Origin of the sequence: Xanthomonas vasicola, assembly GCF_000772705.2 — a bacterium.
Lineage (GTDB): Bacteria > Pseudomonadota > Gammaproteobacteria > Xanthomonadales > Xanthomonadaceae > Xanthomonas > Xanthomonas vasicola.
In genome coordinates this window covers 200122-215606 of the sequence record NZ_JSBW02000002.1, presented here as the reverse complement: position 1 = coordinate 215606, position 15485 = coordinate 200122, and the positions used below count along the sequence as shown (strand labels likewise).

Annotated in this window: 10 protein-coding genes; 8 read left to right on the top strand and 2 right to left on the bottom strand. The window is 66.5% G+C overall.

The window, feature by feature from the left end; genetic code table 11:
• Positions 1-18 precede the first annotated feature (18 nt).
• The 5 genes from NX05_RS01100 (at position 19) to zwf (ending at position 7634) form a co-directional block, all read left to right on the top strand.
• Complete coding sequence (locus tag NX05_RS01100; RefSeq protein WP_039437592.1) at positions 19-279, top strand: YcgL domain-containing protein; 261 nt, start codon at positions 19-21, stop codon at positions 277-279.
• Complete coding sequence (locus tag NX05_RS01095; RefSeq protein ID WP_039437295.1) at positions 272-3592, top strand: ankyrin repeat domain-containing protein; 3321 nt, start codon at positions 272-274, stop codon at positions 3590-3592. Before NX05_RS01100 ends, NX05_RS01095 begins: the two co-directional genes overlap by 8 nt.
• A gap of 26 nt (positions 3593-3618) precedes the next feature.
• Positions 3619-3948, top strand: a complete 330-nt coding sequence (locus NX05_RS01090) for a low molecular weight protein tyrosine phosphatase family protein (RefSeq protein ID WP_080764605.1) — start codon at positions 3619-3621, stop codon at positions 3946-3948.
• Positions 3949-4011: 63 nt separating this feature from the next.
• Positions 4012-5811, top strand: coding sequence for a glycoside hydrolase family 15 protein (locus NX05_RS01085; RefSeq protein WP_039437291.1), 1800 nt, complete (start codon positions 4012-4014; stop codon positions 5809-5811).
• Entirely contained in the window at positions 5808-7634 is a 1827-nt protein-coding gene (zwf, locus tag NX05_RS01080; protein WP_039437288.1) for a glucose-6-phosphate dehydrogenase, read from the top strand. The genes NX05_RS01085 and zwf overlap by 4 nt, the downstream gene beginning before the upstream one ends.
• 136 nt (positions 7635-7770) lie before the next feature.
• On the opposite strand, the gene NX05_RS01075 is transcribed toward zwf, so the two are convergent.
• Entirely contained in the window at positions 7771-9582 is a 1812-nt protein-coding gene (locus NX05_RS01075) for a monovalent cation:proton antiporter-2 (CPA2) family protein (protein ID WP_010369808.1), read from the bottom strand.
• A gap of 688 nt (positions 9583-10270) precedes the next feature.
• Between NX05_RS01075 and mgtE the strand changes: the two genes are divergently transcribed.
• Complete coding sequence (gene mgtE / locus NX05_RS01070; RefSeq protein ID WP_010369813.1) at positions 10271-11638, top strand: magnesium transporter; 1368 nt, start codon at positions 10271-10273, stop codon at positions 11636-11638.
• Here mgtE and NX05_RS23445 read toward each other — a convergent pair.
• Positions 11593-11853, bottom strand: coding sequence for a hypothetical protein (locus NX05_RS23445; RefSeq protein ID WP_124943929.1), 261 nt, complete (start codon positions 11851-11853; stop codon positions 11593-11595). The genes mgtE and NX05_RS23445 overlap by 46 nt on opposite strands.
• Between NX05_RS23445 and NX05_RS01065 the strand changes: the two genes are divergently transcribed.
• Positions 11846-12322, top strand: coding sequence for a hypothetical protein (locus tag NX05_RS01065; RefSeq protein ID WP_039437285.1), 477 nt, complete (start codon positions 11846-11848; stop codon positions 12320-12322). The genes NX05_RS23445 and NX05_RS01065 overlap by 8 nt on opposite strands.
• 354 nt (positions 12323-12676) lie before the next feature.
• Entirely contained in the window at positions 12677-15385 is a 2709-nt protein-coding gene (locus NX05_RS01060) for a bifunctional acetate--CoA ligase family protein/GNAT family N-acetyltransferase (protein ID WP_039437282.1), read from the top strand.
• Positions 15386-15485 lie beyond the last annotated feature (100 nt).

Sequence of the window (15485 nt, the reverse complement as noted above, 5' to 3'; positions counted from 1 at the left end):
GAGCGCGACCACGCGCGCATGCACGCATACGTCTATAAAAGCCAACGCAAGCAGGACACCTTCGTCTATCTCGCCACGCGTGACGACTTCTCCGGTCTTCCTGCCGACGTGCATGCGCAGCTGGCGCCGTTTTCATTCGTGCTGGATGTGGCGTTGACGCTCGAACGCCGCCTGGCGCAGGCCGATGTGGCGACGGTGCGCGAGGCGCTGGGCAAGCACGGGTTCTATCTGCAACTGCCCAGAACCATCGTGCTCGCAGGCGAGTGCGACTATGACTGAGCCTGTGCGGGGCGCACGGACGCGCGCCGCAGCGCTGGCCGGCGCGGCCGGCGTGGCGCTGTGCTTGCTCGGTGGCGTTGGCGGCGTGGTTGCGGCGCTGAGCCTGTGGCTGGCGCAGCCGGCCTTGGCGCTGGCGGTGTCCTGGGCACGTGGCACGCGCGCAGTGCCGAGCCAACCGCGCGCCGTCGCGCAGGCGCTGCCACCGTTGCTGGCGATCTGGGGTGTGGGCCTGCTGGCGCTGGCCGCACTGATCAGTTGGCCGCTGACGGCCCTGCGCGACAGCGGTAGCCTGGCTGCCGCGCTGGCGTTGAGCGTGGCAGTCAGCGCCGCGTTGCTCGGTTTGTGGCGGACTTGGCCGTTGTGGGGCGAGGTGGAACGCGACGGCGGTGCGCTGGCGCCACGCTGGCAGGCGCTGGCCACGCAGGAATTGCATGCCTGGCGCGGTTTGCTGGCGGCCGCGCTGGTGTTGGCGATGTGCACGCTGGCCGTGGTGCTGACCTGGCCGGGCTGGTTGTCCGGCGGCCTGCGCTGGGGGTTGGCGGTTGCCGCCGCTGTGCTGCTGCCAGCGGCCCATCTGTTGCTGCAACGCACTGCTGCGCCGGTGCGCTGCGATGCGCCGCCGGCACGCCAGGCGGCCGATTTCTTCTCCGAAGCGGCAGCCGCGCCGCGCCCGCTGGAGCCAGTGGCCCAGCATCAGCTGGTGCCCGAACTGTTCGAAGCCGCGCGCAGTGGACGGGTGGACCGCGCGCTGCAATTGCTTGAGGCCGGTGCCGACCCGCAGGCGCTGCCGTTACCGGAATGGCGCGATCAACGCAGCCTGCCGGCGCTGGCCGCGGTGTTGCCGGACCTGCGCCTGCTGCGCGAGTTGATCGTGCGCCGCGTCGACGTCAACCAACCGCATCGCGGCATGACCCCGTTGCTCGCCGCCACCCGCGACAGCTGGCACGGCCGCCCGGACGCGGTGATGACCTTGCTGGCCAACGGCGCCGACCCGCGCTCTACCGACAACGACGGCAACACCCCACTGCATCACGCCGTGCGCAGTTCCGACCCGGGCGTGGCCGCGCTGTTGCGCGATGCCGCTGCCGAGCTGGACGCGCTCAACAATGAAGGCCACTCGCCGCTGGCGATGGCGTGCCAGGTTGGCAACTGGCGGCTGGCCAAGTTCTTGCTGGAGCGCGGCGCGCATTCCGAACCGGAGGGCGGCGCCCCGGTGCTCCTGGCCGCGGCCGGCACCGAAGAAGACGACCCGGCCGGCGTGCAGCTGCTGCTCAAGCACAAGGCGCGCGTGGATGCGCGCGACCGCCAGCGCCGCAGCGCCTTGCACGAAGCCGCACTGGCCGGCCACGGCGACATCGTCGAGGCGCTGTTGTCGGCGGGAGCCAATCTGGAAGCCCGTGATCTGCTTGGCCGCACGCCGTGGCTGGATGCGGCGCGGCAGGCGCGCAGCGCGGTGCTCGAGCGCCTGGTCGCGCGCAAGGCCGATGTGCTGGCCATTGATGGCGACGGCCGCAACGCGGTGATGCTGGCCTGCGCCGCCGACAACGTGTCGCCAGCGCTGATCCGCCGCTTGCTGGATCTGCAGGTGCCTGCCGATAGCGTCGATGCGCACGGCCGTCGCGCGGTGGATGTAGCTGCCGAAGCCGGACGTTGGGCGATCGTGCAGTTGCTTGATCCCGCTTACCCGTTGCCGGCTGCGGTCAGCGACGGGCATGGCGACACGCCCGGCGTTGCCGTGCTGCCCGATCGTCCGCCGCTGGTGCTGCTGCGCGAAGGCCTGCAGTTCGGGCAGCGCGACGGCCTGGTTGCGCTGGCGCGGCTGTGCGCGCCGGAAGAACTTGGCGGCCTGTTGCACGATGCGCATCTGGCCTTGAATGCCGAGGCGGTCGACTGGCTGCTGCGTCACGGCGCCGATGCCGACGTGCGCGACGCCTGCGGCGATGTACCGATGTTCGCGCTGCTCTCGCGCGGCGTGGAGGCGGTGCCGGCCCTGCAGGCGTTGCTGCGGCATGGCGTCTCGCCGGCCGGTGCCGGTGGTCTGACCCGCTTGCTGAGTGCCTGCGTGCAGCATGACGCCGCATCGCGCGGGCTGGAACAGTTAGCGCTGGAACTGCTCGAACGCGGCGCCGACCCGTTCGCGCCCTCGGCCGCCGGCGATCCGCCGTTGTCGCTGGCGGTGCGGCTGGGTTGGCTGCGCCTGCAGCAGTGGTTGCTGGAACATGGCGTGGACCGCGAAGCGCGCGACAGCCACGGCATGACCGCGCTGCATCTGGCGACCGCACTCGGCCGCGACGCCTCGCTGAAACTGCTGGTCAAGCAGGGCGCCTCGCCGGAAGCGCGCGCTGCCGATGGGCAAACCCCGTTGGGCGTGGCGCTGTCGATCGGCCGCCGCGATCTGGCCGACTGGCTGGATTGGCGCATCTGGTCGCTGCCGCGCCGCACGCTGCGCGAAGCAGATGTGCCGGCCGCCGCAATGACCGGCGACACCGATGCGGTGCGCCGCCTGATCGACCTCGGCCTGCCGGTTGACGCCGTCGACGCGCAAGGCTGCACCGCGCTGCTGCGTGCGGCCGGTGGCGGGCACCTTGGCGTGGTCGCGCATCTGCTCAACCGCGGCGCCGATCCGCAGCGTGCCGCCAACAGCGGCGCCACGCCGTTGTCGGCGGCGGTGAGCATGCGCCAGACCGAGATCGTGGCCGCCTTGCTGCAGGCCGGCGCGCAGATCGAACACCGCCTGCCGGGTGGCGTGACCGTGCTGATGCTGGCCTGCGCGCTGGGCCTGCCGGACATCGTGGCGCGCCTGCTCACCGCCGCGGCCGACGTGCACGCCACCGACAATCAGGAGCTGGCGCCGTTGCATTGCGCTGCGTTGTACGGCTTCACCGCGCGCGACAAGAACCGTCTGCTCGCCTTGCTGGACACCTTGCTGCTGGCCGGCGCCGACCCGGAACACCTGGCCGGTGGCCGGGTCAGCCCCTTGCTGCTGTTGCTGGGCGCACGTGCCGAACCAGGCACCGCCTGCGACGAGCAGGTGGTGCTGGCCGGGGTCGAACGCCTGCTTGACGAAGAGGTGTCGCTGGACGTGGCCGACCAACGCGGTTTCGGCCCGCTGCATCTGGCCGCATTGCACGGCCTGCCGCTGCTGGTGCAGCGTCTGTTGCGGGCCGGCGCCGATGCCGACCGCCGCGACGCGCTCAACCGCACCCCGCGTGAGATCGCCATCATGCGCGGTTTCATTGATGTGGCTGGCCAGTTCGAACCCGCGCTGCCAGGCGTCTCCTCGATGGCGCGCTTCCTGCGCGAAGGCCGCTGAGCCAGCGCGGCGGGCAACTGCTGCGGCTGTTGTTCGTGTGCAGCCGCAACCGCCTGCGCAGCCCCACCGCCGAGCGCGTGTTCGCCGACTGGCCCGGCGTGCAGGCGCAATCGGCCGGGTTGGCCGCAGATGCCGAAGTGCAGGTCACCCCGGAGTTGCTGCAGGAAGCGCAGGTGGTGCTGGTGATGGAACGTCGCCACCTGCAACTGCTGCGCAAACGCTTCGCTGCGCACCTGCGCCATTGCCGGGTGATCTGTCTGCAGATTCCCGACGACTACGCGTACATGGACCCGGCACTGATACGCCGCCTGGAACACACGGTGCCACCACTGCTGCGTTTGCCCGCGCAGCCGTAACCTGATCCCGACACGGCGCATGCAAAACTGCGCGTTCTTTCGCCGGAAGGAAACGCCCAACCAATGAGCGTGCGTATCGAGGATCACGCCATGCTGGGCAACTGCCACAGCGCGGCCCTGGTCGATCACCGCGGCACCATCGACTGGCTGTGTCTGCCACGCTTCGATTCCGATGCGGTCTTCGCCTCGTTGCTGGGCGAGGAACAACACGGGCAATGGGCATTGTCGCCGGCTGCCGACTTCCGCAGCGAGCGCGCCTACGAAGACGACAGCCTGGTGCTGTGCACGCGCATGATCACCGACACCGGCACGGTGGAGCTGGTCGACTTTATGGTGGCCAGCGAAAACGGCGAAATCCATCAACATCTGGTGCGTATCGTGCGCTGCCTGCAGGGCAGCGTGCCGATGCACATGCGCCTGACCTTCCGCTTCAACTACGGCCGCACGGTGCCGTGGGTCACGCGCATCGTCGATGGCATCCGCGCCATCGCCGGCCCCGATCAACTGACATTGCGTTCGCCGCAGACACTGCGCGGCCAAGACATGGGCACCGAAACCGACTTCACCTTGCGCGAAGGCGAAAGCACCTGGTTTCTGCTGAGTCATGGCGCTTCGCATCTGGAGACACCGCCCCTGATCGATGCCGAACAGGCGCTGCAACGCACCGCCGCGTTCTGGCATGGCTGGGCGCGCCGCTGCACCGATGTGGGGCCATGGACCGAGCAGGTGCGCCGCTCGCTGGTGGTGCTGAAGGGGCTGAGTTATCTGCCCACCGGCGGCATTGTCGCTGCGCCCACTGCCTCGTTGCCGGAGCATCTGGGTGGCACGCGTAATTGGGATTACCGCTACTGCTGGCTGCGCGATTCGGTGTTTACCCTGATTGCGTTGTTGCAGGCTGGGTATCGCGACGAAGCGGCGGCCTTTCGCGATTGGGTCCAACGCACCATTGCCGGTTCGCCGGATCAATTGCAGGCGCTGTACGGCATCGCCGGCGAACGCCGCTTGCAGGAATGGGAAGCGTCCTGGTTGCCCGGCTATGAAAACTCCGGCCCGGTGCGCATCGGTAACGGCGCGGTGGATCAGTTTCAACTCGATGTCTACGGTGAGTTGATCGGCGCCTTTCATTACGCGCGCGAAAAAGGCGTGGGCCCGCCATCGGACGACGATGGTTCGTCTGCGTCGCTGCTGGAAAAAATACTGGATACGCTGGAATCGCTATGGCGCGAGCCCGATGAAGGCATTTGGGAAATCCGCGACGAGCGCCGTCACTTCGTGCATTCCAAAGTGATGGCATGGCTGGCATTCGACTGCGGCGCACGTGATGGCATCACCAATGCAGATGCTGAAAAACGCGCGCACTGGGGCCGGCTTGCCGAAGAAATCCGCGCCGAAGTGCTGGAAAAAGGCGTGCACCCGGACGGCCACTTCGTACAGAGCTATGGCTCGGATCGGCTGGATGCCTCGCTGCTGCTGATTCCCATCGTGGGCTTCCTGCCGCCGGACGATCCGCGTATTGCGGCCACCGCCGATGCGATCGCACGTGATCTGACTATCGATGGACTGGTCGAGCGCTATCGCGCCGACGACAGCGCCGACGGCTTGCCGGCCGGCGAAGGCACCTTTCTGGCCTGCAGTTTCTGGCTGGTGGAAAACTATGCATTGATCGGCCGCACCGACCAGGCGCGTGCGCTGCTCGAACGTTTGCTCGGGCTCTGCAACGACGTCGGCCTGCTCGCTGAAGAATACGACCCGCGCAGCAAACGCATGCTCGGCAACTTCCCGCAAGGGTATTCCCACGTGGCCCTGGTCAATGCAGCACTGCGCCTGCATGGACGCATGGGCGAAAAGGAAACGCATCCATGAGTGAGCAAGCAACCACCCCGCCGTGCATCATCGTGGTGTTGGGCGCACGCGGCGATTTGACCAAGCGCCTGGTGATGCCGGCGCTGTACAACCTGCGCCGCGCCGGCGCGTTTGGCGAGCAATTCGCCATCGTCGGCATGGACCATGGCGACATCAGCGAGCGCGCGTGGCGGACCACTATGGGGCAGTCGATGACGCAGCTGCTCAGCAGCCGCGATGCCGAATTCCAGACCGACCAATTCGATACCGACACCTGGGACTGGCTGCGCGAGCGCATGCATTATCTGCGCGGCGACTTCACCGACCTGGGCGCCTACCAGGCGCTGGACGGTGTGCTGGACAAGTTGCACAAGCGCTATGGCACCCAGGGCAATGTGTTGTTCTATCTGGCCACTGCTGCACGTTTCTTCGAGCCGGTGTTGCTCAATCTGGGCGAAGCCGGCTTGGTCAAGCAGCGCGAGGGCGAAGGCTGGCGTCGGGTGATCGTGGAAAAACCTTTCGGTCACGATCTGCCCAGCGCCAAGCATCTCAATGCCACTGTGGGCAAAGTGCTGCACGAAGATCAGGTGTTCCGCATCGATCATTTCCTGGGCAAGGAAACCGTGCAGAACATTCTTGCGTTCCGCTTCGCCAACGGCTTGTTCGAGCCGGTGTGGAATCGCGACCGCATCGACCATGTGCAGATCACCGCGGCCGAAACCATCGGCGTGGAAGGGCGCGGACGTTTCTACGATCCCACCGGCTGCTTGCGCGACATGGTGCCAAACCATCTATTCCAGTTGCTGGCGATGATTGCGATGGAACCACCAGCGGCGTTTACGACTGAAGCGATGCATCGCCGTCGCGCCGAAGTCATCGAAGCGGTACGCCCGATCAAACCCGAGGACGTGGTGCGTGGCCAGTACGCCTCTGGTGCAGTCAGTCGCAGCGCGGTACCGGGCTATCGCGAAGAAGACACCGTGCCGGAAGATTCGGAAACCGAAACCTATGTAGCGATGAAACTGCAGGTGGACACCTGGCGCTGGGCCGGCGTGCCGTTCTACCTGCGCACTGGCAAACGCCTGCGCGAGCGCACCACCGAGATCGCGATCCGCTTCAAACCGGCACCGCTGGCGCCGTTCCGCAGCACCGAAGTAGGCGGCTACGGCCCCGACTGGCTGGTGCTGCATATTCAACCGGACGAAGGCATTTCGCTGCAGTTCGACGTCAAACGCCCCGGCGCGCAGGTGGCACTGGCACCGGTGCGGATGGACTTCCGTTACCGCGACTGGTTCCCCAAGGAATACACCGTGGGCTACGAGCGCCTGCTGCAGGACTGCATGAACGGCGAAGCCGGCCTGTTCCAGGACGCGGCCATGGTGGAAGGCGCATGGCGCATCGTGCAACCGATCCTGGATGCGTGGAAACAACCGCCAAGCGACTTCCCCAATTACGCCGCCGGCAGCGCCGGCCCCTCGGCTGCCGATGCCTTGCTGGCAATGAACGGCGGCCACGCCTGGCGCACACTCACTCCCGGGCGCAAGCCACCACCGCGCCGCCCGCCAGAAGCGCGCGCTGGTGCTGCTACGCCGGTGAAGAAAGCCGCCAAGAAGATCGCGAAGAAAGCGAGTAAGGCAACACCCAAACGTGCCGCCGCACATGCTGCAAAATCCACTCAAGGTGCAGCCGGTTCGCCCGGCAAGGTGGCAAAGACATCCGTCACCAGGCGCGCGACGAAGAAGGTCGCAAAAGCAGCTGCAAGGACCGTGAGCAAAGCTGCGGCTGGCAAGAGCGCAGCGAAGAAGTCGGCCAGCAAGACCGCAGTGCGCACACCGCGCAGCTGAGTGATGCGATCAACGTGCAGCCGCTGCGATCGTGCGGCGGCTGTATGTGCAGAAAATCCCTGTAGGAGTGCGCTTGCGCGCGACGAGGCGTTACCGATAACCCCTCGTCGCGCGCAAGCGCGCTCCTACCCAAAGCTCATTGATCGAGCGTGGCGGGTGCAGCCTCGCCATCCACATCCGCCTTGACGTCGGCTTCGAATAGGTTCATCAGGTCGGCGCGTGCGTCGCGTGAGGTCTGGATCACTTTGGCTTCGTCATCGTAGACCAGATGCTGGCGGCGCAGCAGGTCTTCGTCATGCTGGCGGAAGCGTTTGACGTGCTCGTGTGCGAGTGCTTCACCCAGGCCGAGTGAGGTCAGTACGCGTTCGCTCAGCTCTAGGCTGGAGGCGAACACTTCGCGGAACGGTTCGGCGCCCAGATCCATCAGTTTCCAGGCGTGTTGGCGATTGCGTGCGCGCGCCAGTACGGTGGCTTGCGGATAGAGGCGACGGATCAGCCGCACCGTCTTGATGTTGGTTTCCGGGTCGTCCACCGCGATCACGAACACCTTGATGCGGTCGGCACCGGCGGCACGCAGTAGCTCGGGGCGGGTGGGGTCGCCGTAATACAGCTGGCTGCCGAAGCGGCGCAAGTCTTCCACCGTGTCGGGATTGTGTTCCAGCGCGACGAACGGCACATGCCGCGCGGTGAGCAGGCGCGCGACCACCTGGCCGAAGCGGCCCATGCCGGCCACCAGCACCTTGGGCGTCTGCGCATCGATGGTGTCGAACGGCCGATCGGTTTTGGGTGCGCGCACGCGCAGCGGCCCGTTGAGGATGCGTTGCATGCCGAGCAGCAATAGCGGCGTCAGCGCCATCGACACGCCGACGATGGCGACCAGCCGGTCGTGATTGGCCGGCTCCAGCAAGCCGACGCGGTCGGCCTCGTTGAACACCACGAACGCGAATTCGCCGCCCAGCCACAGCACGCTGCCCAGCATCAGGCTGCTGCGCAGCGGCAGTTTGGCCACGCTGCCGATACCGACCAGCAGCGAGAACTTCACCACCAGCAAGATCGCCACGCCCGCCGCGATCAACCACGGCTCGGCGACCACGCGGTTAAGGTCGATGCCCATGCCCACCGAGATGAAGAACAGCCCCAGCAGCAAGCCTTCGAACGGTTCGATCTGCGATTCCAGTTCGTGGCGAAATTCCGAATCGGCCAGCAACACGCCGGCGATGAAGGCGCCCAGGCTGGCGCTCAATCCGGCTTCCTGCATGATCCAGGCGGTGCCCAGCACCACCAGCAATGCGCTTGCGGTAAACACTTCTGGCATGCGCGTGCGCGCCACCACGTTGAACAGATGACGCAACACAAAACGCCCGCACACGATCACCAACGCAAGTGCTGCGATGGCCTTGGCCACGTCCTGCCATTCGAGCGCGTCATTCTTGCTGCCACCAAGTAGCGGGATGGCCGCCAGCAATGGGATTGCAATCAAATCCTGGAACAACAAGATGGCGAATGCCAGCCGCCCGTAGTCGCTGTTGAGCGCCTTGCGCTCGGCCAGCAATTGCAGGCCCACCGCTGTGGAGGAGAGCGCCAGCGCCACGCCGACGATCAACGCGCTCTTCCAGCCCAGTTGAGCTGCCATCAGCAAGCCGCCCAGGATCACTGCGGTCACCAGCACCTGGGTGGCACCGGCGCCGAACACCGAATGGCGCATCACCTTCAGGCGTGCCGGCGACAGTTCCAGCCCGATCACGAACAGCAGCATCACCACACCGATCTCGGCCGCACCGCTGATGCGTTCGGCATCCTGCACCACGCCCACGCCGTCCGGGCCAAGCACCACGCCGGCGACCAGATAGGCCAGCACCGCACCCAGGCCAAAGCGCTTGAACACCGGCACCGCCACGATGGCGGCCAGCATCAGCACCAACGCCAGTTCCAGACCACCGCTATGCATGCGTACTCTCCGTTGAGGTGCGCATTATGCCGCGCAGGCTCACTGGCCTGCGCGCACGCACGTGCCATCTATGCGACGGTGAATGCCGGTTGCGATGGCATGCGATGCGACAACGCGTTTGCGTGTGTGGATGGCGATGCACAGATGTAACGCACGGGATGTTGCGCGAAGCGGGCTGTAGGAATGACCCCTGACTTCCAGCGTAGCGCAGTGACGGCCGGTGGCTCGGCTCCGTCTCGGCGCGTCAGCCGCGGCATGGGCGTCGCGGTAACGGTGCATCCGCCTCTCCTAACACGCTGGCCTGGCATGGCGGTGCCGCGGCGCCCTGGGTTCTTCGTCGGCCTGCCTCTGATGGCGCGCGACAACCCGTGCGCAGGCACGATCCCCGCCGCGCCGCTGGCTTGTTGACCCAAATCCCGCTGGCGTGCACGCTCGATGCATACCTGCGACGCCCGGCTTCGGGAAGCCCACTTAAGCGACCTGCGCACAGGGCATTGACCAAGCCGACTCATGCGCGCAGACTGCGCCGCGCCACCGCCCGGATCACCGGCCGGGACGCACCTTTGGAGTCCTTACCCATGTCCAGCGACAGTCACCCTAGACCCGGGTCGATGACCCAGCTGGCGCGCGCCTGAGGCTTGAGGTTCGCTGGCTGTCATCGACGACGGTCGTCACCAGGCGAACCACCATGTACGACGAAACCCTGCGCCTCGCCGAAGGCGTCGAAGCACTGACCGCACCCCTGGCCGAGCTCAACACGGCCGATGCGGTGGAATATCTCAACACCCTCGACCGCGACGAAGCGGCACAGGTGCTGGCCGCGTTGCCGCCGCCACGTGCGGTGAAGGTGCTTGAGCAGCCAGAATTGCGCGATGCCAGCACGCTGGTGGCCTTGCTTCCGGCCGAGCAGGCTGCGTCGCTGCTGGGGCAGATGGCCGACGACCGCGCCACCGACATCTTCCACGGTCTGGATGCCGAGCAGCGCCAGCCGCTGCTGTGGCTGCTCAGCGCCGAGGCGCGGCTGTCGATCCAGGCATTGATGCGCTACCCGCCCAATACGGCTGGCGCGCTGATGACCACCGAGTTTGTCGCCGTGCCGTCCGACTGGACGGTAGGCCGCACGCTGCAGCACATCCGCGAAGTGGAGCGCAGCCGCGAGACGGTTTACGCGATCTATCTGCTCGACCCGCATACGCGTGTGCTGCAGCAGGTGGTGACCATGCGCCGGCTGATCACCGGCGCGCCAGAAGCACCAATCCTGGACGTGGCGCAGGTCAATCCGCCGGTCACCGTGGACCCGGCACTGGATCAGGAAGAAGTGGCGCGGCTGATCCGTCGCCACGACCTGCTCGCCATTCCGGTGGTGGATGCGCGCGGCCACGTGCTTGGCATCGTCACCGTGGACGACGTGCTGGATGCATTGATCGCCGAATCCACCGAGGACGTGCACAAGTTCGGCGGCATGGAAGCGCTGGACAAGCCGTACATGCAGATTGGCTTCGGCCAGATGATCAAGAAGCGCGCCGGCTGGTTGAGCGTGCTGTTTCTGGGCGAAATGCTCACCGCCAGCGCGATGCAGCACTTCGAGGACGAGCTTTCCAAGGCGGTGGTGTTGACCTTGTTCATCCCGCTGATCATGAGCTCGGGCGGCAACTCCGGTTCGCAGGCCACCTCTCTGCTGATCCGCTCGCTGGCGCTGCGCGAAATCCGCCTGGGCGACTGGTGGAAAGTGGCCCTGCGCGAACTGCCTACCGGCCTGACCCTGGGCGCGATCCTGGGCGTGTTGGCGATCGTGCGCATCACCATCTGGCAGACCGCCGGCCTGTACAACTACGGCCCGCATTGGCAGATGGTGGCGTTGACCATCGGCGCCGCGCTGATCGGCATCGTCACCTTCGGTTCGCTCTCCGGCTCGATGCTGCCATTTGTGCTGCAACGCTTCGGCTTCGACCCCGCCAGTGCCTCGGCGCCATTTGTTGCGACCTTGGTGGACGTCACCGGCCTGGTGATCTATTTCAGCATCGCTGCGCTGATCTTGAGCGGCACGTTGTTGTAGAGTCCGTTTTCCTTCCGGGCAAGGTACTGGCCATGCGAGGCAATGCGCTGTGTCGCTTGGGGGTGCATCGGATGGTGGGTCATCGCAGCGCCGCAGTTCGGCCGGGCCGAACCGCCCCAAACGGCGGACTGCGGCTCCATGTCCTGCACTTGGTTGCAGTAGCCAGTCATATAGGGGGCAAAATGAGTAACAGACCAAGGAAGAACGATGGCCACCAAAGCCCAGATTCTGACGAGCCTTGCCATATGGGGGGTCCCGCTCTTCAGCACCACTCTGGCTGTGCCCCTAAGCGAGCAGAATCCCATTGGAATCCAGCTGATGAACGATTTGGCCTGGCATGGCGTGTCTGATCAGATCCAAATTCATCAGCCATCTGTGCAAGGAAAGCCGCCCCATATCGACGTTTGGGAACGAATTTCCATAGCCAACACATACGGCAACTGGGCTTACGTGAAGAACCTGATCGATTGCCAGCAATGGACTCAAATTCCGTTCTCGACAATCGACCGGAATGGCTACTTCGTCTCCTGGTCAGATGCCCCTCGCTCTGTAAAGGCCGCCTGGGAAGCACATGGCCAAGGCAATGAGAGGGTTATTACAGGGGTATGTGGCCTTTACGGAATCACGAAGCAGGGTCGAGATACGCCTGAAACTGACAAAAGCGGCAACTACGTAGAGCGCTAGTAGCCCTGGGGGTGTTGGGCAACGGGGGTCACGTAAGCGGCTTGCTCTGGCAGTTCTGGGCCTATCCCGCAGCCCAAGGCACCGTGGCAATGGCCCTTGCAGGCAGTTCAGCCGACTCTCTCGCGACGGGGCTGCATGTCCGGATCGAAGCCAGGTCGGTTGATTCGGGGGAGACCAGGGCCGGCAGGCAGCGATGCGATTGCGTGACATGGTGCAGCGGAAGCGCTTGCCTGGCCGTAGCGGGATGACGGCATGCCGTTGCCGGCAAGAGCATGGCCCAGCGCGGATGCTTGTACGCACCTTCGCATGCCAGTGCGTGTACCGTAGCGCGATGGCATTCGCGTCCCCGGTCCGATGAGTACGTACCACCTGCAGCAGGTCTTTCGTCCTAGCACCGTGGCGGTGGTGGGCGGCAGCCCGCGTGATCGCTCGGCCGGGCGGGCGGTGGTGCGCAACCTGCGCGCGGCCGGGTTTCCGGGGCAGATCGGCTGGGTGAGCCCGCGCTATAACGAGATCGATGGCGTGCGCACGGTGGCGCGGCTGACCGATCTGCCGTGGGTGCCCGACCTGGTCGTCATCACCGCGCCGGCGCGCATCGTGCCGCGCATCGTATCGATCGCCGCGCGGCGCGGTGTGGCCGCAGCGATCATTCTGACCGCCGGTTTGGGCAGTGGCCCCGGCTCGCCGGCCGCACGCATGGAGGCCGCTGCGCGTGCCAAAGGCATGCGCATCCTCGGCCCGCACTGCCTGGGCGTGATCGCCCCGCATGCGCGGCTCAATGCCAGCATCGCCGCGCATTGCCCGCAGGCCGGCGATCTGGCGTTGATTTCCGAGTCCAGCGCCATTGCTGCCGCGCTGGTGGAGTGGGGCGTGGCACGCTCGGTCGGGTTTTCGGCGGTGGTGTCGCTGGGCGATACGCTGGATGTGGATTTCGGCGATCTGCTCGATTACTTCGCCACCGACTACCGCACCCGCGCAATTCTGCTGTACGTCGAACGCATTGGCGATGCGCGCAAGTTCATGTCGGCCGCACGTGCCGCCGCGCGTGCCAAACCGGTGGTGGTGGTCAAATCCGGCCGGCAGTACCGCATCAATCCCAATGCCGGCACCCACGCGCAGGCCTTGGCCGGCTCGGATGCGGTGTATGGCGCCGCGTTCGCGCGTGCCGGCCTCTTGCGCGTCGGCGCGCTGGACGAACTGTTCGCCGCCGCCGAAACTCTGGGCCGGCTCGGCAGTTTCCCCGGCCGGCGCTTAGCCATCCTGAGCAACGGCGGCGGGGTGGGGCAGTTGGCGGTAGATCAGTTGGTGCTGCGCGGCGGCACCCTGGCCGAGTTGTCGGCCAAGACGCTGGAAAAACTCGATCAGTCGCTGCCCGAAGGCTGGTCGCGCAGCAATCCGGTCGACATCATTGTCGACGCCGACGGCGCGCGCTATGCCGCGGCGATCGAAGCCTTGTTGGACGACCCGGAAAACGACGCGCTGCTGGTGGTCAACGTGCCCACCGCGTTCACCTCCTCGGCCGATGCGGCCAAGGCGTTGACCCGCGCACTGGACCAGCGCGACCGCTACCAGCGCGACAAGCCGGTGTTTGCAGTGTGGCTGGGCCAGGACGATGCGGCGATTGCCGCGCTCAACGCCGCGCGCGTGCCCACCTATGCCACCGAATCGGACGCGGTCCGCGGCTTCACCCACCTGGTGCGCTACCGCGAGGCGCAGGCAGCGCTGATGGAGACCCCGCCCAGCCTGCCGGAAGACTTTGTGGTAGATGCCGGCATCGCGCGGGCGCTGGTGGAAGAGGCCCTGGCGGCCGGCCGGCGCTGGCTGGACCCGGTCGCGACCAATCGCCTGCTGGCCGCCTACGGCATCCCGATCGTGCCGCTGCAGGTGGCCGCCACCGCCAACGAGGCCGCATTGCTGGCCGACCCGCTACTGGCGGTCGGCCGCACGGTGACCTTGAAAGTGTTGTCCAGCGAGATTGCGCACAAGTCCGATGTGGATGGCGTGCGGTTGAACCTCTCCAGCGTGGCGGCGGTGCGCGAAGCGGCCACCGGCATCCTGGCGCGTGCGCGCGCTGCGCATCCCAATGCAGTGATCGAAGGGATGATCGTGCAGCCCACCGTGCTGCGGCCGAAGGCACGCGAACTGATCGCCGGCATTGCCGACGACCCGGTGTTCGGCCCGGCGATCGTGTTCGGGCGCGGCGGTACCGCGGTGGAAGTCATCAACGACCGCGAGCTGGCGCTGCCGCCGCTGGACCTGCGTCTGGCCCATGAGCTGATCGGCCGCACCCGCGTGTCGCGCATCCTCAAGGCCTACCGGGACGTGCCGGCCGCCGACGAGCGTGCAGTGGCGCTGGTGTTGGTCAAGCTGGCGCAGCTGGCCGCCGACATCCCGGAAATCACCGAGCTGGACATCAACCCGCTGCTGGCCGACCGCGATGGCGTGATCGCGCTCGATGCGCGCGTGGCTGTGGCGCCGGCGCGCAAGCTGCACAAGGGCCGCGGCCATCCGCGCTTTGCGATCTTCCCGTACCCCAAAGAATGGGAGCGCCAGATCGGCCTGGGCGATGGCGCCCACGCGCTGGTGCGCCCGGTGCGCCCGGAAGACGACGCCCTGTTCCGCGCGTTCTTCGCCCGTGTCACCGATGAAGACCTGCGGCTGCGCTTCTTCCAGTCGGTGAAACATTTCAGCCATGAATTCATCGCCCGGCTGACCCAGCTCGACTACGCCCGCTCCATCGCGCTGGTGGCCATCGACCCCAAGACCGGCGACATGCTCGGCGCGGTGCGCCTGCACGCCGACGCCGATTACGAGCGCGGCGAGTACGGCATCCTGATCCGCTCCGACCTCAAGGGCCACGGCATCGGCTGGCAGCTGATGCGCATCATGATCGAGTACGCGTGCTGGCTGGGCCTGAAGCAGATCGAAGGCCAGGTGCTGCGCGAGAACCGCACCATGCTGGCGATGTGCCAGAGCCTGGGCTTCGGCGTGCGCCCGGATCCGGACGATGCGACCCTGATGGCAGTGACACTCCCTATAATGGGCGAGCCGCGCCCGGCCTGACGTTGTGTCACGCCGCGGTCCCCCATCCTCCACCGCACGCCGGATCTGCCAGGCTTCGCCTTGCCCGTTGCTCCGGCTGTCGTCTCGGCCCGCCTGGGAG